Origin of the sequence: Atopobacter phocae ATCC BAA-285 (genome assembly GCF_000526675.1) — a bacterium.
GTDB classification, from domain to species: domain Bacteria; phylum Bacillota; class Bacilli; order Lactobacillales; family Aerococcaceae; genus Atopobacter; species Atopobacter phocae.
The window spans coordinates 1-26,281 of record NZ_JAGN01000014.1; the positions used below are offsets into that span (position 1 = coordinate 1).

Here is a 26,281-nt window from a genome sequence, read left to right on the forward strand (position 1 = left end):
CTGATGGAATATTATATTTTGTAGCGAGCTCTAAATAAGAGGCTTCATTGCTCAAACATTCCTCAATAATTTTCTTTTTAAACTGCTCAGAATAATTGTTATTGCTACCTTTCGATATTAAAGCCGAAGGCCCATGTATTCTATACTTATTAAGGTACTTTCGAAAGTTTTTATTATTTAATTTTAAGCCATAATTTTCCTGTAATTCTACATAGGGTATTCCACTGATTAAATAGAGATCAATAAAATACATTAACTCATTAGCCGAATGACGTTTATTTTTACGCATGAAAAACTCCCCCTAAAATAGTTTTACTTTTTCAAGTGTCTACTTTAGGGGGAGCATATCACTATGAGGAAATCGTCTTTTTTAATTATGAAAATTGAATGTAACGTTTCGGATTAAAAGCAGTTCTAAATAAATATGTACTAGATTGAATGATAGCTTGCGCAAGATGGTACCCAATAATTGGACCACTCGTTAAGCCACTTGATCCTAAGCCACTAGCTACATAAATATTGTCATAATTAGGTAAATTTCCATAAAACGGTAAAAAGTCAGAAGTATACGCACGAGTTCCAATACGATTAGTAGCATGTTCAATGTGATAACTTGGCAAAAATTGTTGACCTTGAGTTAAAAATTGTTCAAGTATTTCAGTAGTAGGTGTTAAATCAAAGCCTTTATCATTTTCATGGCTAGCTCCTATAATTAATTCGCCATTGCTTGTAGGAATTAAGTCAGATTCTCCAACCAACATAGTAACAGGCCACTGGGAAGAATCTGCATCAATTGTTGTGGTAATTAATTCACCTTTTTGCGGACGGATATCGACTTGAATACCAAAAGGTTCTAATAAATGGCCAAGCCAAGCTCCTGGAGCTAAAATGAGTTGATCAAAACCGAATGTTTCTTCATTAACTTCAAGTGTTGGATGTGGTTCTAAAGAAAGTAAACGCGCTTGTCCACGGATAACTTTTCCGTTGTTCTGTAATACTTCTTGTTGCAATGTTTGGACTAGAGCAGCTCCATCAACACGACCACCACCGCTTGCATACATACCAAATTGAGTCGTTTCAAAGCCTGGAATGATTTGACTCGCTTGTTCTGGTGAAATTAAGTAAAGTTCACCAATTGTTTCTGTAGCTTCTTTTCGCTCTATCCCCATTTGTAACAATTTTTCCGCTAATTGACGAGAACGTTTAAATACAATGACTCCGGTTTCTTCAAACGGAAGTTGAGTAACACCATCGTTAGAAAGATCTTGCATTAATTGGCGATAAAAAGTAGCACCATCAGCAACTAGTTGATACCAGTCTTGATTGCGTCGTTGACTGAACCAAGGACAAATAATACCAGCGCTAGCTGAAGTCGCTTGTCCAATTCCTGAGTCAATGAGAGTTACTTGATGATTTGATTGAGATAAATAATAAGCAGCAGTCGAACCAATGATTCCACCACCAATAATTCCGATTTTCATAAAAGCCTCCTTATTACAATGAACGATAATCACTGTTATTATAGTGAAATTTAATACAAATAGAAAGAGTAAATCGAAGCCCCACTTAAAAACAGAGTAAATCTTATTGTTAAAGGGTGGTACTTTAATGGTGCATATAAATAAAAGTCGATTTGATCAATAATGACGTTATTTGTTTAATAATGATTGTTCCAATCAACAGATTTGGTCTTTTCTTTTTCATTTTTTTCAAAAGGTTGTAACCCATTACAATTGGGACTAAAATAAAAGTAACTGGTAATGACCAGAGAGCAGGAGGAGGGAAAATGACACGCACATTTAATACCAAATCACTTTACGCCCAGCTTTCAGAACGGTTAATCGATTATATTGAAAAACATGCCGAACCCAATGACAAGATGCCATCAGAGCGAGATATTTGTCAACAATACCATGTTAGTCGGACGACTGTTCGAGCAGCGTTTAATGAATTAGAATCATTAGGCTACATTTATCGTAAACCTGGCAGAGGAACCTATGTATCGGGATTATGGAAAGAACGTCAAAATTTATTAGATAGTTGTAGCTTTACTGAACAAATGTTTCAGTTAGGTAAAGAACCTAAATCGATTATTTTGTTATTTAAAAAAATGAGTGCGCCGACTTACTTAGCAGAACATCTTCGTATTAAAGATGGCGATCTTGTTTATAAGATAAAACGGCTACGTTTAGGCAATGATTTACCCATGATGTTAGAGACAACATACTTACCAGTTGATTTATTTGAAGATTTGACCGAAGAAGAATTAGACAACCAGTCACTTTATATCATCTTTAAAGAAAAATATAAACAGACGATTCAATACGCGGATGAAGAATTTTCAGCCGGAATTGTCGATAGTGAGGAAGCTAGTATTTTAGAAGTGAATGCAGGAAGTCCTTGCTTACGTTTGCAGCGACAAACATTTAATTTATCGAATGAAGTGATGGAATATACGTTAAGTATAGCACGTAGTGACCAATTTATTTATCGTGTAAGGTATCATCAAGAAATTCATAATATTTAAAAATGATAGATGGGGGAGTATTGAGGTGTTTAATTATAAAGAAGATCAGTTAGCAGAATTAGGCGCTAAAATAACAACGCAAGAAATCATACAGCAACCCGAACTTTGGTATGAAACATATGAAGTATTTCAAAAAAATCAAGAACGAAGTAGTTATTTTATGTCTCAAATTTTACCTAAAAATAATTTACGTGTTATTTTTACCGGTGCAGGAACATCGGCCTATATTGGAGATGCAATTTTACCGTACATCAAAGAGTTTGGTGATGAAAAACGTTTTGATTTCCAATCAGTTCCTACAACAACTCTACTATCTAATCCTCATGCATATTTTAAAGCCGATATACCAACTGTTTTAGTATCGTTCGCAAGAAGTGGGAATAGCCCGGAAAGTCTAGCAAGTGTAAAACTAGGGGAGCAACTAGTTAATGATTTTTATCAAATTATAATTACGTGTGCTGCAAGTGGAAATCTTGCACAGTATGTAAAAGATAATACACGTTGTTTACTTTTACTGATGCCAGAGCGGTCTAATGATCAGGGATTTGCAATGACAAGTAGTTTTACATGTATGACTTTGACTGCATTGATGTTATTTGATGAAAAATTTTCTATTCAGGAAAAGGAAGAGATTGTCAAATTACTGTGTAAAATGGGTGATCACGTGGTTAATCAATTTGAAACGATAAAAGAAATTTTATCTGTGACATACGATAGAATAGTTTATTTGGGGAGTGGCCCATTAACAGGGTTAGCGAGAGAAGTTCAATTGAAAGTTTTAGAGCTTACAGCAGGAAAAGTAACAACAGTTTTTGATTCGCCATTGGGATTTAGACATGGGCCAAAATCATTTGTAACGGATTCAACATTGATATTTGTTTTTTTATCTAATCAGGCGTACACTCGTCAGTACGATATTGATATGCTGAATGAGTTATATTCAGATCAGATTACCAAAAATATAGTAGTTTTTGGGGTTGGGTCAATTAATTTTAAAGGTAAGACGTGGCCGTTTGATTCAATTTTTTTGAAGATTCCTGATGCATATTTATCTTTACCATATGCAATGATTGGACAGATTATTGGATTAATATCAGCCATCAAATTGAAAATCATACCTGATACACCGTGTTCAACAGGAACAGTTAATCGTGTCGTACAAGGTGTAAAAATTTATTCGTTAAATTAATAGAAAGGAAGAATATTATGACAACTTTTATAAAAGCAAAACGATTTTTCTTTCCAAATGAAACAAAAGAAGCAGGCTACTTACCGATAACCTCAATAGGAACATTTGGGGCTTACCAACAATATGTGCCAGAAGACGCAACAATTATTGACTATTCTGATTATAGTATTGCACCAGGACTAGTTGATACACATATTCACGGTTTTTTAGGTCATGATGTAATGGATAATAATGTGGAAGGATTAAAAGTAATGGCTGAAGGTTTACCTAGTTGTGGGGTTACAAGTTGGTTGCCAACAACATTAACTGCGCCATATGAAGAATTGGAAGCAGTATGTCAAACAATTGGAGACCATGCATCTGAAATAAAAGGTGCAAAAATTCGAGGTATTTTTTTAGAGGGGCCTTTTTTTAGTGAGAAACACAAAGGTGCACAAAACCCTAAATACATGAGTGATCCAGATACAGATGCTCTTGATAAATGGAGCGAGGTATCAGGGGGACTAGTTCGGAAAATAGCGATTGCTCCTGAACGTAAGGGATCAATTGAGTTTATTAAACATGCGCGTCAGCAAGACATTTTTGTAGCGTTAGGACATACAGATGCAACATTTGATGAATGTCGTTGTGCGATTGAAGCAGGGGCTAATATTTTTGTTCACACATATAATGGTATGCGAGGACTACACCATCGAGAACCTGGTGTTGTCGGGGCCGCTATGCACTTTAAAGAAGCGTATGACGAAATGATTTGTGATGGAATGCATGTTCATCCACAGGCTTGTCAGGCAGTGATGGATGCGCACGGAAGAGAACGAATTGCCTTAATTACAGATTGTATGCGTGCAGGCGGATTAGGCGAAGGTGAATCAAAATTAGGAGAATTTGATGTCATTGTGAAAGATGGAGCCGCACGTCTAAAAGAAAGTGGTAATTTAGCCGGAAGTATTCTTGAATTGATTAAAGGGGTGCAAAATGTTATTCGATGGGGCGTTGCTACACCAGAAGAAGCCATCCATATGGCTACTTTAGCTCCTGCTGAATCTGTAAATATTGATGATGTGTGTGGTAAGTTAAGCCCAGGCTATGCAGCAGACTTTATTGTTATTGATGATATGTTTGAATTACAAGCTACTTATTTGGATGGAAAATTGGCATACAAACGCTCCTAAACATAAAATGTTATTTTTTGTTTAATAAAAGATAGAAAATGACATAAAATGTTAAAAAATGTTTGAATTTTATTTTTAAAAGTATACAATAAAGATAAGTCAAACATAATAAGGAGATAAAATTATGGTAGAGAAAAAATTGCAGTTAACTCAGGAAAAGTACGAAGCATTAAAACGTTTATCTTCAAAAGAAGAATTCATTAGTGCATTAGCAATTGATCAACGTGGATCTTTAAAACGAATGATAAAAAAAGATCAAGTAGATCAAGACATTCAAGCTGATGCAATTGAATTTAAAGAATTAGTGTCAAACCTATTAACTCCGTTTTCTTCATCTATATTATTGGATCCAGAATATGGATTACCTGCATCAAAATTAAGAGATAAAAATGCAGGCTTATTGATAGCTTATGAAAAAACAGGATATGATGCTACTGAGCCTGGAAGACTCCCAGATATTCTGTCAATTTGGTCTGTAAAACGTTTGAAAGAAGTGGGTGCAGATGCTGTAAAATTTTTACTTTACTATGATGTCGATGAATCTGAAGAAATTAATAATCAAAAACATGCATTTATTGAAAGAATCGGAAGTGAATGTGTAGCTGAAGACATTCCATTTTTCTTAGAAATTGTATCGTATGATGCAAATATTGATGATGTTAAAGGTGCGGAATATGCAAAAGTGAAACCTCATAAAGTAATTGATGCGCAACGAGAATTTTCTAAACCTCAATATCATGTCGATGTACTAAAAGTAGAAGTCCCTGTTACTATGTCTTTTGTTGAAGGATTTGGCGATGAGATTGTATATACGGTTGATGAAGCTAAGAGATTATTTAAAGAGCAATCAGATGCGTCTCATTTGCCATATATTTTCTTAAGTGCTGGAGTAAGTGCTAAGATGTTCCAAGATACCTTAACATTTGCAAAAGAAGCGGGTGCAGAATTCAATGGAGTATTATGTGGACGTGCAACATGGAAAGATGCAACTGCTGTTTATGCAAAAAATGGGGTTGAAGCAACTAAAGAATGGTTAAAAGCAGAAGGTAAAAAGAATATTGAAGATCTCAACATCGTTCTTAAAGAAACAGCAACTCCATGGACGGATAAAGTGGAAGTTATTAATTAAAAAATAATCAGGAAAGTGGCGAGCTATTTATAGCTTGTCACTTTTTTATTTTTATAAAAAAACTGAATAGATAGGAAAAAATGAATAAACATTATCAATGATTTAATAAATAAATATTGAAAAAAAACGAAAATTAAGTATACTTAAAATTCTAGGAACCAAATATGAATGAGGAGGAAAGTGACTAGATGAAATTTAAAAAAGTATACTCTGCATTATTTTTTTCATTTTGTATTCAAGCGAATATAGCGGGAACACAATTAATTTATGCAGACGAAGTGAAAGCAGTAGACCCAGAAGTAGGTGTTTCAGCAGTAGAATCTCCAGCTGAAAAGACGATAGATAACCATTTGGAACGACTTACACCCCCAAAGTATATTCAAATTCAAGCGGTTCAATCAATTGAAGATAAGAAAGTTGAAAGTCAAAATAATCGAGAAGAACATTTAGAGAATGTACCCACCACTTCATCTGAAGACATCATTGCAAGCTCAGAGCAAACGGTTGCATTAACGAGCAAAGAAAAATCCACTTCAAATGAAAATAATATAGAAAAGATAAAAGAAGAAAATATAAAAGAACAAACACAGGACATTAGAAGAATGATTGTTGCATTTGAAGCAGATAAACGGGAAAGTGTCTTAGAAGCTTTGAAAAGCATCCCAACAGTCCAATTAAAATATACGTATGAGAAATTGTTTGATGGAGTTTCTGTTGATGTTTCAGCCAATGAACTAAGCAAGTTATATAGTATTCAAGGCGTAAAAACTATACAAGAAAGTCAACCACTTGCGCCGCAAATGATGAGTGCAAAAGATTTAACAGGAGTGATTGAAGCGCAAAGCAAACGGAAAAACACAACATTGGATGGCCGCGGATTAGTAATTGCTTCAATTGATTCCGGTGTCGATATTACGCATCCTGATTTACGTTTAGATGAAGATGATCAAGATGTAATGAACAAAAGAAAAATTAAAGAAGTGTCTAAGGAAGGTCCGTTTACCAATAAAGTGCCACATGGGTTTAATTACTTATCAGGAACAACGAATTTAATTGATGACGTGCCAACTGGTCATGGTATGCATATTGCTGGGATCTTAGCAGGTAATTCTAAAGATGAAAAAGGATTACACGGTTTAGCTCCTAATGCTCAGTTATTAGTATATAAAGTGTTCTCAAGTAGAAGAGGAGAAGATGGTCATTTTGCATATGTAGGTGATGATGCAGCATTTAATGCAATGGAAGATGCAATTAAACATGGAGCCGATATTATTAGTTTAAGTATTGGACGACGTGGAACGGGATTAGCTGGTGATATATACGATGAAGCGATCCGTCGCGCAAACGAAGCGGGTGTTGTAGTCGTTGCCGCAGTTGGAAATTATGGTAGTTCAACGTCTTTAAATACTAATGACATTTATATTGAACAAGGATTGAAATCAAAAGATGCATCTACATTAGTTGGTGTAGCAGCACATCCATTAGTAATAGGAGTAGGGTCAGTGACTAATACTTCTTTATACGTTCCAACTTTAAAAATGGCTAATGAAACATTTAAATATACTCATCTGAATGAAAAGAATAGCAGTAAATTGCCTACGGTTGAAACAAGAGCGGCAGCGGTATTTGTAGGTCGTGGAATGGATGAAGCAATTAAAACAGCTAATAGTAAGGGAGCTTATAAAGGAAAAGTCGTTGTCGCGATGCGTGGTGGAGAAGACTTAAAAGATAAAATTGCCCGTTTCAAAGACGCATTGGGTGTTATTATCGTGAATGATTCCATTAGTTTTAGTCAAGGAAATTATGAGACACATCCGGTAACAGGATTTGATTTTTTAAGTTTTGATAATAATTGGGCGATTAGTCTGTCATATACAGATGGTCAAAAATTAATCGAAGAAGTGAACAAAAATCATGCGGTTGATTTGATGTTTACTCAAGTTAAACAAGTATTACCAGTTCGCGATACACCAAGTATTTCTGGATTTAGCAGTCTCGGTGGGACACTTGATTTAGAAATTAAACCAGATGTGGTTGCTCCTGGAGAAGATATTTATTCAAGTATAAACCATGGGAAATATGGATTAATGTCAGGTACTTCTATGGCTTCTCCGCATGTTGCTGGGATGAGCGCATTATTAAAAGGAACGGTAGATAATATCCTTTCGAAAAAAGGAGCGGATAAAACATATCAAGGTTTAAATAATGTGGCATTAAATAAAATTTTACTAATGAATACAGCAAAGCCATTAATTGATCAAGAATTAAAGAAAGACGAACATATTGAATTAGAATATTCACCAAGACGTCAAGGTGCAGGCCTTGTTAATTTAGATGATGCTTTAGCAACACAAGCGATTTTAACATATGAAGGTAACAAAGGTTCCATTGCATTAAAAGAAATCGATAAAAAACGACGCTTCACTTTAAAAATGAGTAATTATGGTAATAAAAAATTACGGTTTAAAGTCGAACATAGTGGCGTTTTATCAAGTACTAATTATTTAAGACATCGTCGAAATGAAGATGGACCAATGGATTCACAAGTAATTCACCCACAATTGATAAAAGACGCCACTTTAACTCATGATGAGTTGGTGGAAATCGTCCAAGATGGACAAGCAGAAATTAATTTTGAATTGAATGTAGGAAGTGCCAATGATCAGTTTGTAGAAGGTTATATTTATTTCAAATCACTAACAGAAGGACAACCTGATTTATCGATTCCTTATATGGGCTATCAAGGAAAGTGGTCAAAAGAAAGTATATTTGATGCGCCCGTTTGGAATGAAAAAGCCTATACTAAAATGACCATGTTGATGTTACCAAGTTTTAAAAGTCATGATGAAAACAAGTATGATCCAATTGGCATCATTAACGAAGGCGATACACCAAATCCAGAGTGGTATGCAATGGCTAATATAACAAAGGCTAACGGTAAAATTCATAAAGTTGTCCCACGAATTATTTTTATGCGTGACGCGCTCGACTATGACGTTGCAATTGTAGATGGAAAAACAGAAAATAGTCGACTGATTCGCACATTGCAAACAGGCCATTTTGCACGAAAATATGTGAGTGATGAAAAATCGGGCTATGAAACGCCTAATGAACTTCATACATGGACAGGTGACCAATATAATGCGATTAAAGGAGAAATGGAAGCAGTCCCTGAAGGTCAATATTATTATCGTGTTAGAGCACGTGTTAATAGTGATAGTCCATATGAAACAATGTACTTACCAATCCGTGTTGATAATACAGCGCCACAAGTTACCGCGACGATTAATGACAGCCAGTTGATTGATATTAAAACGACTGACAATCACGCAATAAAGAAAGTAGTTATTAGAGGTAAGCGGTGGAATAGTAAGGAAGTTGCAGCAGAAAAAATAGAGGATACCCATTATCAAATTCAATTACCGGAAGATTGGACAAAAGAAACAGTTGTCGTCCATGTTGAAGACTTTGCCGGGAATTATAGCGAGGTAGAGTTCAATAGTAAAGATGGTAAATTTGTCAATCCTTCTCAATCAGATAATAAGATTGATCAAGATGAGTCTTTAGAAGAGCGAGAAGAGTCAAATGAGACAACAGATAAACCAGATAAACATCGTAAACGTCGAAACAAAATAAAACATGCAATAGAAGATGAAGAGGAATGGGACGACGATGAAGAAGATTATGATGAAGCATCCGATTTAGCATTTACCGATGGGGAAACTGAACTGAAACACGGCACTATTTTCTTAAAAAGTCGTTTAGGAAAAGATGACTTAGAATTAAACGAAAAGAATCAGTTAATGTATACACCAGGTATTTATTTAAAAGCAGGGCAGACCGCATATGTAACGAATGTTAATACTCATTACAATTTCATAAAAGGACTTAATCAATATCAACCGATGCATGTGATGACTGTTAAACCAAGTGATCCAGAAGGGGACTGGGAGCACGAAGCAATTGAATTAGCAGACGGAACAAACATTATTAAATTAATTGTTAAAAGCGATGCGGATGATCAAGTTCAATTTGAAAAAAGTTATTTAGTATTTGTAGATATAACTGATCCAGAAGTTACATTAGATGAATCGCTTGTAAGTGGTATGACAAAAGATGAAGATGATGATGAAACATATAATATATACAGCAAAAATGGTATCGTATATTTAAAGGGAACCGTATCTGATAACTTAGATGGTTGGAAATTATATGTGAATAATAATATGATTGATAGTTTTGAGTTATTTGGGGAATTTGATCAAAATAAACGAGAATTTTATTATGAATTGCCAGCTAAAGAGAATGACTATTTATCATTGAAAGCCATTGATTCGTTTGGTAATCAAAGAGATTGGACATTCCGTGTAAAAGAAAATGACCAATTAATTATTCCTAAACGACCAACTATAAATCAAATGACTAAACGAGAAAAAGAATGGAAATTAGATGAGAATCTCACTCTATCACTAAAAGATATGACATTAACAGAAGACAGCCCATTCAAATTAACTGATTTATTTGAATCCGATGAATTCATTAGTGCCGTTTGGGAAAAAGACTATGATTTATCACGTGCAGGTAAACATATTATTAAAGGTCGTTTGTATAAGGGAAATCACTACAATGATGTGACTTATGCCATTCAAGTCATGAAATCGCAACCGTGGCTACCTATTGGACCAAGTGAGCCTCTAGTTGAGTGGAATGGATCAATTGTTGTTGATGGAAAAGTTGAAGATAAACTAACTTATAAAGGAACAGAAACAGAAGTATCGAATAAACTACAAAAATTTGTATTGAATTATTTACAACAAACTGCAAAATATAAATTTATTTCTGTTAAACATGAAAATAACGAATTTAGTTATTTCTTTGAACAAATTCATAAACAACAACCCGATATAGCCCATCCAACGAATCCTGATCAAAAACAAGAAAATTCAAAACAAGATTCAATAAATGAAATTCAGCCAAAAGAAGAATCGAAAGAAAAACTAAATGAAGATGCAAAAGAAAAACTAAAAGAAGAAATAAAAGAAGAAGCAAACAAAGAACTAAAAGTGAACAGTTCATTAAAAATGAATTCAACAAAGGTGGTGAACTCAATAAGTTCAACTAAACAAATAACCTCTCACTTGCCACAAACTGGTGAACAAAAAACATCACTTTTCAGTGCGGTGTTATTGTTAGTAGGAGCAGTTATTTGGCCATTACGTTTCTTTAAAAAAGAACAAGAGAAATAATGACTGTCATAATGAATTGATAAGAAAAAATGAAAAAACCGACCATTCAATTAATTGAATGATCGGTTTTTTATAAAGTTTATTTATATTCGTTGATTTTTTCTTCAACTTCAGATTTAACTTCATCAGCTTTATCTTTAGCTTGATCGTATAAGTCTCCAGCTTTTCGTTCAGCTTTACCTAATAGTTGTTCAGCTTTGCCTTCGACTTCTTTGACTTTACCTTCAACTTGTTTAGCTAATCCACTTAATTTATCTTTTGTGCTTTCTGACATATTAATCACTCCCTAAATATATTTGCTTACAATACTAGTATACAATTAAAAACAGTAAAAACACAATTAATAAGTATAATAATGCTATAAAAAATACTTCCATGGAAAATATAACGGCAATCCCGACTTATCATTTAAGAAAAAAACATGTTATAATAAGCACAGCAATAATAAAAAACTTATTAATTAAAAAGCAAAACATAGACTAGGAGAATATAGATGGTAGATGTAAAACAAAGTGAAGATTTTTCAAAATGGTATATTCAAACGATTCAACAAGCAGATTTAATGGACTATTCACCAGTTCGTGGATCGATTATATTTAAACCAGACGGCTATGAAATATGGGAACATATTCAAGAAGCCTTTAATAAACGTTTTAAAGAAGAAGGCATACGTAATGCTTACTTCCCAATGCTAATTCCGGAAAGCTTTTTTACTAAAGAGAAAGATCATATTGAAGGATTTAGTCCAGAATTGCCTTGGGTGACAGAAGCAGCAGGTGAAAAGCTAGAAGAACGTTTGGCTCTTCGTCCAACAAGTGAGACAATGATTGGTACAGCTTTTGGCGATTGGATTAAATCTTACCGTGATTTACCATATGAAATTAACCAATGGGCAAATGTTTTTCGTTGGGAAAAACGTACACTACCATTTTTAAGAACTTCAGAATTTTTATGGCAAGAGGGGCATACAGCTCATGCTGATGCGGAAGAAGCCAATAGACGAACACAAAGAATGCTTCAAATTTATCGTGAAGTAGTGGAAGAATTTTTAGCTATTCCAGTAGTGGCAGGTGAAAAAACACCATCAGAACGTTTTGCCGGTGCGAAGAATACTTACTCAATCGAGGCAATGATGAAAGATGGGAAGGCTGTCCAAGCTGGAACAAGCCATTATATGGGAACTAAATTTGCTGAAGCTTTCGATATTAAGTACTTAAATAAAGAAAATGAACATGTTTATGCTCATACTACATCTTGGGGTGTTTCAACGCGATTAATTGGTGCTTTAATTATGACACATGGAGATGATCAAGGACTAGTATTGCCTCCAACCGTTGCACCGTTGCAAGTCGTATTGGTGCCAGTAGGACCGTGGAAGAAACAACCGGAAATTATTGAGCGATTAGAACAAACGGCTCAAACGTTAAAACAAGCAGGAGTACGTGTTAAAATTGATGATTCAGAAAATTCTCCAGGATTTAAGTTTAATGAATGGGAATTAAAAGGTGTACCGCTACGTTTAGAATTTGGTCCACGTGATGCACAAGCAGGTCATATGATGGCTAAATGGCGTGATGGAAGCGATAAAGAGACGGTTCAAATTGACGATATTTTAGCATATGTTCAATCTGGATTAGACGCTATGCAAAAACGTTTATTAGAAGCAGCACGTCAATTTTATGCAGAACATTCTTATACAAATATTGAAACATTAGAAGAATTAAAAGCACATATTGAAACTAAACAATCAGCTGGAGAGTTACCAGGTTGGGTTTTAATTGGTTGGGATGGTACAGAGGAAACAGAAGAGCGTATCAAGGAAGAAACAGGATTTACAACTAGAAATATTCCTTACGCGCCACCTGTTGAAAAAACAATTGATTTAGTAACTGGACAACCTGCAAAACATACGGTGTGGATTGCGCGCGCTTATTAATAAAAATCATAACGTTAAAAATAGAAGATGGATGGTAGAAGTTACCATCCATCTTTTTATCGTTTAAAGTATAATTGTCGATAAAAAAGATTGGATAATTTAAGTGGACGCGTTATAATATAATGTATGGAGAGTTACCCAAGTCCGGCTGAAGGGGACGCACTCGAAATGCGTTAGACGCTGTAAGGCGTGCAAGGGTTCGAATCCCTTACTCTCCGTTATAATGATGAGTTGAATTGGCTGATAGCTAGTTCAACTTTTTTAGTATATCGATAAAATGTAAAAGAGGTAATTGAATGATAATGATAGCATATGAAGATGCAGATATTGTAATAGCTGTTAAGCCATTTAATATGCCGGTTCAAAGCGATCCGAGCGGGCAAATGGATTTATTGAATGCCGTTCAACAATTGATACGTGAACGAGATCATGAGAACAAGACCATTTTATATTTAGTACATCGGTTAGATCGTGCGACTGGTGGGTTAGTGTTATTTGCGAAGCATCAACGAGCAGCACATCATCTGTCTATACAATTTCAAAATCGGACAATCAAACGTGTTTATCATGCGATTGTTTCTGGTATACCACGTCAACAAGAAGAACGTTTAATTGATTTTTATGGAAAGATCGACGAAAAAATCGTGTGTACAAAGTTCGAAAAAATCATAAACAAGCAAAAGAAGCGATATTATCCTATCGTTCGTTAGAAACACAAAGTGATATTAGTTTATTAGAAATTCAAATTGAAACCGGACGACCTCATCAGATTCGAGTACAATTACAGCAAGCACATATGCCGATTATCGGAGATCCCCTTTATGGTGGAAAAGAGGCCAAAAAACAACCAGAAATGGCACTTTGGGCCTCTCAACTTTTATTTAGCCATCCTAAAACGGGACAACAACAACAAGTAAAAATTGCCTTACCAAATAGTGTACCATGGAATAAATTTAAAACCGTTTGATAGTAAAATAAAAAAGTGTCATTTAAAAGGTAAACTACACCTTTTAAATGACACTTTTTAAATATTACGACTAGAATTGACGATAAGGATTATCATTAAAATAGCCAGGTACACAAGTTTCAAAGCTGTCCATCAGTTCTTCTTTCGGAAGACGACGACCAATTAATACGAGTGTTGTCTGACGCTCATCAGTATCTTCCCATAAACGTCCTTTGGTTACATCAAAGCTCATTTGAACGCCTTGTACAATGATTTGATGCGGAACGTTTTCGATGGATAAAATCCCTTTATATCGATAGAGTTGTGTTCCGAAAGTCTGAATCAATTCATTTAACCAAAGTTGAACCGTTTCTAAATGTAGAGGTGTTTTTTCTACAAGAGATAGTGAGACAATATCACTATGATGTTCATGATGATGGTGTTCATGCTCATGATTGTGATTGTGATCGTGTGCGTGTTCATGATGATGGTGTTCTGCTTCATGTTCAAATTCTTCTTGTGCATGTTGGAGTGCATGAAGCTGTTGTTCATTCAACATGAATTCGTCACGATGCAATATATCATCAATTCCAATTGTTTGAAGATCCATCAATTCGATGGGTGCCAAAGGATTAAATTCTTTTGTTAAATGACGGACATGTTCAATTTGTTGACGAGATAAGTCTTTTGTTTTGGTTAAATAAATACGATCCGCAAATCCGATTTGTTTACGTGGTTCAGGCTGTTGCTTAATTTGATTTTCAATATGAAGTGCATCAACAAGTGTGATGACACTGTCTATTTTGAAATGTTGTTTTAAATAAGGTACATTGAAAAAAGTTTGTACTAAAGGAGCTGGATCGGCCAATCCAGTTGTTTCAATCAATATATGGTCGACTTGCACTCCCGCTTTTTCTTTAGCATGCAAAATAGAACGGAGCATATCAACGATGTCTGTACGTAATGTACAACATAAGCAGCCATTCTCCATTTGGAAAATATCTTCATCTGTTTTTAATACGAGTTGGTGATCGATACTTTGTTCACCATATTCATTGATAATAACAGCAATTTTTTGATCATGTTCATCATGTAGTACGCGGTTAATTAATGTTGTTTTTCCAGCGCCTAAAAATCCAGTAATGATAGTAACAGGTATTAATTCCATTAGTATGTCCCTCTTTCTCTTAGCTAACAATTGTAAAACGTCATCATTACGATTTATAACGATACATTGTTAGTGTAATTAGTGTCGCTTAAAAAGTCAACTCTAGGCTCGAAAACCTATCGTATATTTAAAGAATATTATTTTATCATACGGGAAATAATGATTAAATGTTACTATAGTATATATAAAATCCATTTTGATGTCGTTTCTTTTATTTAAAAATGGACTATAATAAAGAAAAAGAAAGAAGGGAATCGCTCGGTGAAAAATCATATTGTACTATTTGAACCACAAATTCCAGCTAATACAGGTAATATATCTAGAACTTGTGCTGGCACAGATACGCATTTACATTTAATTCGACCATTAGGATTTAAGACTGATGATAAACATTTAAAACGTGCAGGATTAGACTATTGGCAACATGTTGATATAACATATCATGAAAATCTTGAAGCTTTTATGAATTTTTTGGATGGTCGTCCTTTATTTTTAGTTTCAAAATTTGCTAATAAAGTTTATTCAGATGTCGATTATGCTTCTTTAGATGAAGTGTTTTTGATGTTTGGGAAAGAAACAACAGGATTACCTGAGACATTTATGCGTGAGCACGCGGAAAAAGCAATTCGTTTACCAATGGACGATCAACATGTTCGTTCACTTAATTTATCTAATGCAGTTTCCATCGTTCTATATGAAGTGTTGAGACAACAAAAATTTCCGAATTTAGAATTACAACATCATTACGAAAACGATAAAATAGATTAAAAATGTGAAAAATCCGACACTTTAAATGTTAAAGTATAGATGTAAGGGCTTTCTCGTTATGCTATACTTTAGTCAATGAAGCGGTTAAATGTGATCACAATAAACGCTTATAAATAAGAAAGGTGGATTTCTCATGTCGAACAAACCAATTGAAGTCTTTTCAGAAATTGGACGATTAAAAGAAGTAATGCTTCACCGTCCGGGAAAAGAATTAGAAAACTTAGTTCCAGATTACTTGGAACGTCTATTATTTGATGATATTCCATTTTTAGAACGCGCACAAGAAGAGCATGATAACTTTGCTCGTATTTTACGCGAAAATGGTGTAGAGGTAGTTTATTTAGAAGATTTAGCTGCTGAAAGTTTAACAACACCAGAATTAAAAGAACAATTCTTAGAAGAATACTTAGATGAAGCAGATATTAAAGGTGTTAAAACACGTGAATTAATTCGTGAATTCTTATTAAGTATTGAAGATAATAAAGAATTTATCGAAAAAACAATGGCAGGTATTCAAAAAGTTGAATTGCCAGAGTTAAAAGAAAAAGAATTATCTGATATGGTTGAATCGGATTATCCATTCGCGATTGACCCAATGCCAAACTTATACTTTACACGTGATCCATTTGCGACAATCGGACATGGTGTATCAATTAACCACATGTACAGTGAGACACGTAACCGTGAAACACTTTATGCTAAATATATCTTTACATATCATCCAAAATATAAAGATGCAGAAGTACCTCGCTTATACAACCGTACTGAAAACAGCCGTATTGAAGGTGGGGATGAGTTAGTTCTTACAGATAAAGTCGTTGCAGTTGGTATGAGTCAACGTACAGCGCCAGAATCTATCGAAAAATTAGCTCGTAACTTGTTTGCAGCAGATATGGGTTATGAACAAGTTTTAGCGTTTAACTTAGCTCAAAATCGTAAATTCATGCACTTAGATACAGTATTTACAATGATTGATGTGGATAAATTTACAATTCACCCTGAAATCGAAGGTGACTTGACAGTTTACTCCATTACTAAAAATGGAGATGACCTAAAAGTTGTTGAAGAAACATCAACTCTTCAAGAAGTTTTAGAAAAAACATTAGGTCGCAAAGTTGAATTACTTCGTTGTGGAGCAGGTAACATTGTTGCAGCAGCTCGTGAACAATGGAATGATGGTTCAAACACATTAACAATTTCTCCAGGTGAAATTGTAGTTTACGATCGCAACACAGTGACAAATAACTACCTTGAAGAAAAAGGATTAAAACTTCACAAAATGCCAGGATCGGAATTAGTTCGTGGTCGTGGTGGTCCTCGTTGTATGTCAATGCCTTTACGTCGTGAATCAGTTGACTGGTCAAAATAATCAATTATTTGACGTAAGAAGGTAATTGAATCATTTATTGAATCTGTAAATAGGCTCGTTTTATCTTAGTGTATAACAATAAAACGAGCTTATTTTTATCAAGAGATATTAAATATAAAGGAGCTATTAATTATGACACAAGTATTTCAAGGCAGAAGTTTATTAAAAGAAAGTGATTACACTCCAGAAGAATTAGAGTACCTAATTGACTTTAGTGCTCATTTAAAAGATTTAAAACGTAGAGGAATTCCTCATCACTACTTAGAAAATAAAAATATCTGTTTATTATTCGAAAAAACATCAACACGTACACGTGCTGCTTTTACAACAGCTGCAATTGATTTAGGTGCACATCCTGAATACTTAGGAATTAACGACATCCAAATCGGTAAAAAAGAATCAGTTGAAGATACAGCTAAAGTACTTGGACGTATGTTTGACGGAATTGAGTTCCGTGGATTCAAACAATCAGTTGTTGAAGAATTAGCAGAATTCTCTGGCGTTCCTGTATGGAATGGTTTAACAGATGAATGGCATCCAACACAAATGTTAGCTGACTTCTTAACAGTTAAAGAAAACTTTGGAAAAATCCAAGGAATTAAATTAGCATACTTTGGTGACGGACGTAACAACATGGCTAACAGTTTATTAGTAACTGGAGCTATTTTAGGAGCAGACATTACAATTTGTGCCCCTGAAAGCTTATTCCCAGCTGCCGAAGTTCAAGAAATGGCACGCAAATTTGCTGAAAAATCAGGTTCTAAATTATTAATTACAGATAATGTAGATGAAGCAGCTAAAGGAGCAGACGTTGTTTATACAGACGTTTGGGTTTCAATGGGTGAAGAAGCACAATTTGAAGAACGTGTTAAATTATTACAACCCTACCAAGTAAACATGGAATTAATAAAGAAAACAGAAAATGATAACGTAATCTTCTTACATTGTTTACCAGCTTTCCATGACACAGAAACACAATACGGTAAAAATATTGAAGAACAATTTGGCGTTAAAGAAATGGAAGTAACAGATGAAGTCTTCCGTAGTAAATATGCTCGTCAATTTGATCAAGCAGAAAACCGTATGCACACAATTAAAGCAGTAATGGCTGCAACATTAGGCAATTTATTTATCCCTAAAGTGTAGTTCCTTTATAAAGGACGGGCAAACGTCCGTCCTTTTTAGTTTTTTTAAAGTAGTTCGAATAATTTATTTATTTTAAAGGGCTTTCAGCGTATAATGCAGATAATAAAAAAGAAAGGCAAGGTGAATAAAATGGAAGAGAAAAAGAAAAAAGGCTTTAGAATGCCTAATACTTTTACGGTCTTATTTATCATTATTGTAATTATGGCAATTTTAACCTGGATTATTCCAGCAGGGCAATATCAAGTAGATGAAGCAGGTAACTTAATTCGAGGCACGTATGAACGTGTATCTCAAAATCCACAAGGTTTTTATGATATGTTGTTAGCTCCTGTATGGGGGATGTTAGGAAAGGGTAGCACTTCTGCTTCTATTGAGGTATCATTCTTCATCTTAATGGTTGGAGGATTTTTAGGGGTTGTTAATGAGACAGGTGCTCTTGATTCAGGGATTGCTTCGACTGTTAAAAACTTTAAAGGCCGCGAAAAAATGTTAATTCCAGTTTTAATGACATTATTTGCATTAGGTGGAACAACATATGGTATGGGTGAAGAAACAATGGCTTTCTATCCTTTAATTGTACCAGTTATGATTGCAGTTGGTTTCGACGCGGTTGTCGGTGTAGCGATTGTTTTATTAGGTTCTCAAATAGGGGTATTATCTTCTACAGTTAACCCATTTGCGACAGGGGTAGCGACAAAAGCTGCAGGAATTACAATCGGTGAAGGTATCATTTGGCGCTTAATCTTCTTTGTAGTAACTTTACTAATCGCTATTTTCTTTGTATATTCTTATGCTTCAAAAATTGAAAAAGATCCATCAAAATCTTTAGTACATGATCAACGTGAAAATCATGCAAAAGCATTCAATCTTGCAAATAAAAGCAATATCGAAGAATTAAACAAAAAACAAAAGAACGTATTAGTTGTGTTTGCTGTAACGTTTACTTTAATGGTAATTAGCTTAATTCCATGGGGCGAATGGACAAGTTTATTTGAGAATACTACATCGGCAATCACAGGTTCATTTGCAGGTGGCGTTTTAGGGAAAGATATGTTACCACTTGGTGAATGGTACTTCCCAGAAATTACAATGTTATTTATTTTTATGTCAGTAGTTGTAGCTGTTGTATATGGTATGAGTGAAGAACGTTTCTTCAAAGTATTTATGGATGGTGCGGCTGATTTACTTTCTGTTGCTATCGTTGTAGCCGTAGCTCGCGGTATTCAAGTAATTATGAATGACGGTATGATTACAGCAACTATTTTAAATATGGGTGAACGCACATTAAGCAGTGTTCCAAGTGGATTGTTTATTGTTCTAACATACATTTTCTATATGCCAATGAGCTTCCTAATCCCTTCAACTAGTGGATTGGCAAGTGCAACAATGGGAATTATGGCACCTTTAGGCGAATTCAGTGGTGTGGCGAAACATTTAGTTGTTACAGCATATCAAGCAGGTAGCGGAATTGTTAACTTAGTTACACCTACATCAGGTATTGTTATGGGAGCTTTAGCGTTATCTCATGTTGAAGTAAGTGTATGGTGGAAATTCATGGGTAAAGTAATCGCAACAGTATTTGTTGTGTCAGTAGCAATATTATGGATTGCTACACTCTTTTAAGGTAAGTATTAGTTGAACAGCTTTTTGTAGCAAAACGAGGAGCTATTGAAAGCTGTTCAATTTTCCCTGAAATAATGAAAGGTTGTTGATAGGAATGAATTCGTTTATTAAAGAAACACATTTGGAATCATGTCATGAATTGATTAAGTCGTTAGTCAACTTTCCTTCCGTTTTAAACGAAGGTGAAAACGGAACGCCATTCGGACAAAGTATTCAAGATGTTTTAGAATACACACTGAAAACATGTGAAGAAATGGGATTACGTACGTACATTGATCCAGAAGGTTATTATGGGTATGCAGAAATTGGGTCAGGCGAAGAGTTGTTTGTTGTGCTATGCCATTTAGATGTTGTTCCAGCAATAGATGAAGATAAATGGACAACACCGCCTTTTAAAGCAACGATTCGAAACGGACGAATTTACGGAAGAGGAACACAAGATGATAAAGGTCCAACAGCTATCGCATTGTGTGCTCTTAAAGCTTTAATGGAACAGGGTGTAACGTTTAATAAACGTGTTCGTTTTGTATTTGGAACGGACGAAGAAACATTGTGGCGTGGCATAGCTAAATATAGTGAGAAAGAAGAAGCCGCTACAATGGGATTTGCACCAGATTCAAGTTTCCCATTAACCTTTGCAGAAAAGAAATTATTACAATCTAAAATTTATGGTCCAGGATCAGATACATTGAAATTTGAAATAGGTGGCGCATTTAATGTTGTACCTGATGAAGTGATTACATCGGATGAATATTCAGAGCAAATTATGAAAGCATTAGATGAATTGGATATAGAACATCATTTTGATTCCGAACGCTTAACGGTTAAAGGCCGGTCAGTCCATAGTAAAGATGCACCGAGTGGGCAAAATGCGGTAGTAGCTTACTTAAAAGGATTAAATCAAATTGAACAACATCCACTGGTAAAATTTATTGCGGAATCGCTTGACCATCCATTAGCAGAAAAAGTAGTAGGATCAGATAAACAGGACGATGTATCTGGACCGCTTACTTTGAATGTAAGTAAAGTGATTATTGATAACGATCACTCAGAAGCGCATTTAGACATTCGTATGCCAGTCACCATAGATAAAATGGATATGGTTCAACCATTAATTGACGCGGTTGAACGTGCAGGTTTAACGTATGAAGAATTTGACTATTTAGATTCTTTATATGTACCAATTGAGAGCACATTAATTCAAAACTTACTTCAAGTGTATCGTGAATACTCTGGAGATATGACTGAACCAGAATCAAGTGGTGGGGCAACATACGCTCGTACGATGCCAAATTGTGTAGCATATGGCGCACGCTTACCAAAATATCCTGAAACAGAACATCAAATTGATGAATATATTGAATTAGAAAACATACGTGAAGCAATGGATATTTATGCGAATGCATTATATTCATTAGTCACTAAAGAAGGAGATAAAACAGATGAGTAGAAAAATCGTAGTAGCTTTAGGTGGAAATGCAATTTTATCAAGTGATGCAAGTGCAGAAGCACAACAACAAGCGTTAGTAGATACTGCTAAATATTTAGTTCAATTCATTGAAAATGGTGATGAATTAATTATTACACATGGTAACGGACCACAAGTAGGTAACTTATTGTTACAAATGGCAGCAGCAGATTCTCCAGAAAATCCTGCATTCCCATTAGATTCAGCAGTTGCAATGACAGAAGGATCAATTGGTTATTGGTTACAACAAGCAATGGGCAATGCTTTAGCTCAAAAAGGAATCAAAAAATCAATAGCTTCTGTCGTTACACAAGTGGTAGTAGACAAAGATGATCCAGCCTTTAAAAATCCAGCAAAACCAATTGGACCATTCTTAACTGAAGAACAAGCTAAAGCAGAAATGGAAAAAACTGGGGCAGAGTTTAAAGAAGATGCAGGACGCGGTTGGCGTAAAGTTGTGCCAAGTCCAAAACCAATTTCAATCAAAGAAATTGATATGATTGAAACATTAGTAAACAGTGGCAATATTGTTGTGTCAGCTGGTGGTGGTGGAATTCCAGTGGTTGAAGAAGATGGTCAACTACGTGGAGTTGAAGCAGTTATTGATAAAGATTTTGCAAGCCAAACATTAGCAGAGTTAATTCATGCGGATATTTTCTTAGTATTAACAGGTGTTGATAATGTATACGTTAACTTTAATCAACCAAATCAAGAAAAATTAGAACGCGTGACTGTAGAACAAATGAAACAATACATTTCAGAAAATCAATTTGCTCCAGGTAGTATGTTACCAAAAGTAGAAGCAGCAATTAATTTTGTAGAACATACAACAGAAGGTAAAGCAATAATCACATCACTTGAAAATATTAAAGAAGTGATTGAATCTGATGGTGGTACAATTATTACAAAATAAGGCATTTAAAACGGGTAATTGAAGTGACCCGTTTTATAAAAAAGTAAAATGATAGCGCTTTATTAAGAAATAATCAATATCTCGTGAAATAGACATGCGAAAGGGATGTTTAAGATGAAAGTAAAATGGATGGGAAAAGCTATAACAAGTTTGGCTGCCGTTACGCTACTAACTCCTCTTGGTACAATTGAAGCCTGTACAACTGTTTTAGTAGGTAAAAAAGCATCAGCTGATGGTTCAACAATGATAGCACGGAACGAAGATATGGGAACTGCTTGGACGAAGCGTTTTGTCGTTTATCCTGCTGGGAAAAATAAAGAAACAAAATATAAGTCTAAGGCAAATGGTTTTACAACAGATATCCCCAAAGATCGATTAAAAGTAACCGCAACACCAGAATGGGATGAATCAGAAGGTCAATTTGATGAAGCGGGTATTAACTCAGCTGGTGTAGCCATGAGTGGAACAGAATCAGCAGAGGCAAATGAAGCGATTTTAAAAGTGGATCCATTCGTTGAAACGGGAATTGCGGAAGATAGTATGAATGCAGTTGTTCTACCTTACATAAAAACAGCACGTGAAGGAGTCGAACGTCTAGGGCAGATTGTTGAAAAAGAAGGTGCTGCAGAAGCCAATGGACTCATGTTTTCTGATAAAGATGAAATTTGGTATATGGAAATCGGTTCAGGCCATCAGTGGGTTGCTTATCGTTTGCCAGATGATCACTATGCAGTGGTAGCTAATCAATTAGCCATTGAAACAGTCAATTTTGATGATTCTGATCATTTCATGATGTCAAAAGATTTAAAAGAAACAGCCATTAAAGCTAAACAATATAAAGAAGGCGATCCATTTGTTTTTGAAAAAATATATGGTGTTAATCGTGAAGAAGATAAGTATTATAATTTACCACGTGTATGGTATGGTCAAAAAATGCTAACACCAAGCTTAAAACAAGATGTAAAACAAGATGATTTTGCTTTCTCAGTTAAACCAGATAAAAAAATAAGTGTGGAAGATGTACAAAAAGTGTTATCTGCACATTATCAAGATACAGAGTATGATTATCGCAAAAATCCAAAAGCACAATTCCGTCCGATGAATGTTCCACATACAATGGAATCTCATATACTACAAATACGTCCAGACATGCCAAATGAAATAGCAGGCATTCATTGGTTAGCGTTAGGTGTACCAGAAACATCGGTGTATGTACCGTTTTATAGTGGAATAACTGAAACACCAAAACCATATCAAAAAGGAACGGATAACATCAGTGACGGCGGTGCTTACTGGACGTTCCGTGGTGTAGATGCGTTAGCTAACTTTAACTATGAAACTGCTCTAAATGAATTAATACAACCAGAAAAAGATCAATTAATTAAAGATTTTAATAAAGATTTAGATAAAACGGATAAAGAAGCTATGAAAATGAAGGAAGGAAAAGAACGCGATGAATACTTAACAAAAGTAAGTCAAAAACGTTCAGAAAAAGCAATCAGTGCTTGGAATACTTTATATAGCAAGTTAATGAAGATGATTACCAATGAAACAAAAGTCTACCATAATCCTAAATTATAGAGAAAATAGCAAGAAAATATTTTATTCATTTTTAGTTTTATGCTTTACATTCATGTAGCCTTTCGTTATGATGATAGTAAGATACTTAAAAGAATATACTTAAAATTAATTGTCAAGAGAGTAGATTGATGGAATGATTTTAGCGAGTCGGGACGGTGTAAGCCGACACAGAACATGAATTGAACCGCACTTGATAAATGGATGGGTGAACGTTAAGTAGCCAATCCCGGAGACAGCTCCGTTAACAAAATGAGTATAAGTTAATTGAAATTGTTTCATTATAAAACAATTTGCTAACTTATAAAGTAGAGTGGTACCGTGCATTCAAGCGCCTCTATAACAAGAAATTGTTATAGAGGCTTTTTTATTTAAAAAATTATAAGAGGAGAATGAATTCAATGGATTATAAACAATTAGTGACAGAATCTCTATTTAAAGTATTAGGTGAACATTTAACACAGGAAGCTATTTATAGCTTAGTTGAAGTACCAAAACATACAGAACATGGCGATTTAGCTTTTCCATGTTTTACATTAGCTAAATCCTTACGTAAATCACCAGTGGAGATTGCTAAAGAAGTAGCAGAACAAATTGATGCATCTACATTCGATGCAGTATTACCAATGGGCCCTTATATTAACTTTAAACTAGATCGTGCTAACTATACAAAAGATGTATTGTCAACATGGATGGAAGAAGGAGAAATGTACGGATCATGGACAATTGGTGGGGGGCGTAATGTACCAATCGACATGTCTAGTCCGAATATTGCTAAACCAATGTCAATGGGACACTTACGTTCAACTGTTATTGGAAATGCATTAGCTAATATTTTTGAAAAAACAGGTTATACACCAGTAAAAATTAACCACTTGGGAGATTGGGGAACACAATTCGGTAAACTGATTGTAGCTTATAAACTTTGGGGAACACCAGAAGAAGTGAAGGCAGATCCAATTGCTGAACTGCTTCGTCTATATGTTAAATTCCACTCTGAAGCAGAAATTCATCCAGAATTAGAAGATGAAGGACGTCTATGGTTCAAAAAATTAGAAGATGGCGACGCAGAAGCAGAAGAATTATGGGATTGGTTTAAAAATGAATCATTACGTGAATTTAATCGTGTCTATGATTTATTAGGAATCAGTTTTGATTCATATAACGGTGAAGCATTCTACAATGACAAAATGGATGAAATCATTGAACAATTACAAGAAAAAGATTTATTAAAATCAAATCGTGGAGCAGATATTGTTGAACTAGAAAAATACGATCTTAACCCAGCTTTAATTCGTAAAAGTGATGGTGCAACATTATATATTACTCGTGACTTAGCGGCAGCATTATACCGCAAACGTAATTATAACTTTGACCAAGTGCTATATGTTGTTGGAAATGAACAAAGTTATCATTTTAAACAACTTAAAGCAGTGTTATTAGAAATGGGTTATGATTGGTCAAACGATATGCACCATATTCCATTTGGCTTAATTACATTAGGCGGTAAAAAGCTTTCAACACGTAAGGGAAAAGTTGTTTTATTAGAAAAAGTATTAAATGAAGCAATTTCATTAGCGCAAGAACAAATTGAAGCAAAAAATCCAACGCTTGAAAACAAAGAAGAAGTAGCTAAACAAGTAGGGGTTGGAGCAGTTGTCTTCCACGACTTGAAAAACGATCGAATGAACAGTTTCGACTTCTCGTTAGAAGAAGTGGTTCAATTTGAAGGCGAAACAGGGCCATATGTACAATATACACACGCGCGTACACAAAGTATTCTGAAAAAAGCGGAAGACTTAAATGTGTCTAATGAGTCATTAGCATTAAGTGATGATTATAGTTGGGATGTTCTAAAATTAATTAAAAACTATCCAGATACAGTAAAACGTGCCCATGATCAATATGAGCCATCTGTGATTGCTAAATACGTGATTAATTTAGCTCAAGCATTCAATAAATACTATGCAAATAGTAAAATTTTAGTAGAAGATCAAGAGTTATATGCTCGTTTAGTATTAGTTAAAGCAACTTCATCAATTATCAAAGATGCATTAAAATTATTAGGAGTAGAAGCGCCAAAAGAAATGTAATCATCTCGCG

Annotated in this window: 20 protein-coding genes, 1 tRNA gene and 1 other annotated feature; of the genes, 17 read left to right on the forward strand and 4 right to left on the reverse strand. The window is 34.7% G+C overall.

All coding sequences use genetic code 11. From position 1 onward, the window contains the following. A partial coding sequence (locus L866_RS0103535) for a transposase (RefSeq protein WP_025729220.1) occupies positions 1–289 on the reverse strand: 289 nt, incomplete at its 3' end. An 85-nt stretch (positions 290–374) separates the two neighbouring features. Beyond that, positions 375–1,481 (reverse strand): NAD(P)/FAD-dependent oxidoreductase, encoded by a 1,107-nt coding sequence (locus L866_RS0103540; protein WP_025729222.1) that lies wholly within the window; start codon positions 1,479–1,481, stop codon positions 375–377. Positions 1,482–1,786: 305 nt separating this feature from the next. On the opposite strand from L866_RS0103540, the gene L866_RS0103545 reads away from it, so the two are divergent. The 5 genes from L866_RS0103545 to L866_RS09795 all read left to right on the forward strand — a co-directional run bounded on the left by L866_RS0103545 (position 1,787) and on the right by L866_RS09795 (position 11,263). Continuing rightward, positions 1,787–2,527: a GntR family transcriptional regulator gene (locus tag L866_RS0103545; RefSeq protein ID WP_025729224.1), complete on the forward strand. Its 741-nt coding sequence runs from the start codon at positions 1,787–1,789 to the stop codon at positions 2,525–2,527. A 25-nt stretch (positions 2,528–2,552) separates the two neighbouring features. Beyond that, positions 2,553–3,716: an SIS domain-containing protein gene (locus tag L866_RS0103550; RefSeq protein ID WP_025729226.1), complete on the forward strand. Its 1,164-nt coding sequence runs from the start codon at positions 2,553–2,555 to the stop codon at positions 3,714–3,716. A 17-nt stretch (positions 3,717–3,733) separates the two neighbouring features. Then, the gene (gene nagA / locus L866_RS0103555; protein WP_025729228.1) at positions 3,734–4,888 is read left to right on the forward strand and encodes an N-acetylglucosamine-6-phosphate deacetylase; all 1,155 of its coding nucleotides are present in this window, start codon (positions 3,734–3,736) and stop codon (positions 4,886–4,888) included. A gap of 124 nt (positions 4,889–5,012) precedes the next feature. Continuing rightward, a complete protein-coding gene (gene lacD, locus L866_RS0103560) occupies positions 5,013–6,017 on the forward strand; it encodes a tagatose-bisphosphate aldolase (RefSeq protein ID WP_035446078.1) in 1,005 nt (334 codons plus the stop codon). 188 nt (positions 6,018–6,205) lie between these two features. Beyond that, positions 6,206–11,263 carry a S8 family serine peptidase gene (locus L866_RS09795; RefSeq protein WP_025729232.1) on the forward strand — a complete coding sequence of 1,686 codons (5,058 nt, stop codon included), beginning with the start codon at positions 6,206–6,208 and terminating at the stop codon, positions 11,261–11,263. Between the two features lie 79 nt (positions 11,264–11,342). Here L866_RS09795 and L866_RS0103570 read toward each other — a convergent pair whose 3' ends face one another. Continuing rightward, a complete protein-coding gene (locus tag L866_RS0103570; RefSeq protein WP_025729234.1) occupies positions 11,343–11,537 on the reverse strand; it encodes a CsbD family protein in 195 nt (64 codons plus the stop codon). A gap of 219 nt (positions 11,538–11,756) precedes the next feature. Between L866_RS0103570 and proS the strand changes: the two genes are divergently transcribed. From proS to L866_RS09805, 4 genes are all read left to right on the forward strand, one after another. Further along, positions 11,757–13,199, forward strand: a complete 1,443-nt coding sequence (gene proS, locus L866_RS0103575; RefSeq protein WP_025729236.1) for a proline--tRNA ligase — start codon at positions 11,757–11,759, stop codon at positions 13,197–13,199. Between the two features lie 128 nt (positions 13,200–13,327). Next, positions 13,328–13,417: transfer RNA gene (locus L866_RS0103580), tRNA-Ser, on the forward strand. Positions 13,418–13,495: 78 nt separating this feature from the next. Next, positions 13,496–13,909, forward strand: a complete 414-nt coding sequence (locus tag L866_RS09800; protein WP_051452853.1) for a pseudouridine synthase — start codon at positions 13,496–13,498, stop codon at positions 13,907–13,909. Beyond that, positions 13,846–14,166, forward strand: coding sequence for a pseudouridine synthase (locus L866_RS09805; RefSeq protein WP_051452854.1), 321 nt, complete (start codon positions 13,846–13,848; stop codon positions 14,164–14,166). Before L866_RS09800 ends, L866_RS09805 begins: the two co-directional genes overlap by 64 nt. A gap of 70 nt (positions 14,167–14,236) precedes the next feature. Here L866_RS09805 and L866_RS0103590 read toward each other — a convergent pair whose 3' ends face one another. Next, on the reverse strand, positions 14,237–15,313 hold the full coding sequence (locus L866_RS0103590) for a CobW family GTP-binding protein (protein ID WP_025729238.1): 1,077 nt from the start codon (positions 15,311–15,313) through the stop codon (positions 14,237–14,239). A 261-nt stretch (positions 15,314–15,574) separates the two neighbouring features. On the opposite strand from L866_RS0103590, the gene trmL reads away from it, so the two are divergent. From trmL to argS, 8 genes are all read left to right on the forward strand, one after another. Continuing rightward, positions 15,575–16,081, forward strand: a complete 507-nt coding sequence (trmL, locus tag L866_RS0103595) for a tRNA (uridine(34)/cytosine(34)/5-carboxymethylaminomethyluridine(34)-2'-O)-methyltransferase TrmL (protein WP_025729239.1) — start codon at positions 15,575–15,577, stop codon at positions 16,079–16,081. A gap of 133 nt (positions 16,082–16,214) precedes the next feature. Beyond that, positions 16,215–17,450 carry an arginine deiminase gene (gene arcA, locus L866_RS0103600; RefSeq protein WP_025729241.1) on the forward strand — a complete coding sequence of 412 codons (1,236 nt, stop codon included), beginning with the start codon at positions 16,215–16,217 and terminating at the stop codon, positions 17,448–17,450. A 132-nt stretch (positions 17,451–17,582) separates the two neighbouring features. Further along, positions 17,583–18,596 (forward strand): ornithine carbamoyltransferase, encoded by a 1,014-nt coding sequence (gene argF / locus L866_RS0103605; protein ID WP_025729243.1) that lies wholly within the window; start codon positions 17,583–17,585, stop codon positions 18,594–18,596. Between the two features lie 129 nt (positions 18,597–18,725). Beyond that, positions 18,726–20,219: a YfcC family protein gene (locus tag L866_RS0103610; protein ID WP_025729245.1), complete on the forward strand. Its 1,494-nt coding sequence runs from the start codon at positions 18,726–18,728 to the stop codon at positions 20,217–20,219. A 94-nt stretch (positions 20,220–20,313) separates the two neighbouring features. Continuing rightward, the gene (locus L866_RS0103615; protein ID WP_025729247.1) at positions 20,314–21,669 is read left to right on the forward strand and encodes a M20 family metallopeptidase; all 1,356 of its coding nucleotides are present in this window, start codon (positions 20,314–20,316) and stop codon (positions 21,667–21,669) included. Continuing rightward, positions 21,662–22,600, forward strand: coding sequence for a carbamate kinase (gene arcC, locus L866_RS0103620; protein WP_025729249.1), 939 nt, complete (start codon positions 21,662–21,664; stop codon positions 22,598–22,600). The genes L866_RS0103615 and arcC overlap by 8 nt, the downstream gene beginning before the upstream one ends. Before the next feature lie 114 nt (positions 22,601–22,714). After that, on the forward strand, positions 22,715–24,181 hold the full coding sequence (locus tag L866_RS0103625; protein ID WP_025729251.1) for a C69 family dipeptidase: 1,467 nt from the start codon (positions 22,715–22,717) through the stop codon (positions 24,179–24,181). 99 nt (positions 24,182–24,280) lie between these two features. Next, positions 24,281–24,520, forward strand: a binding site (T-box leader). A gap of 59 nt (positions 24,521–24,579) precedes the next feature. Then, the gene (gene argS / locus L866_RS0103630) at positions 24,580–26,271 is read left to right on the forward strand and encodes an arginine--tRNA ligase (protein ID WP_025729253.1); all 1,692 of its coding nucleotides are present in this window, start codon (positions 24,580–24,582) and stop codon (positions 26,269–26,271) included. Positions 26,272–26,281 lie beyond the last annotated feature (10 nt).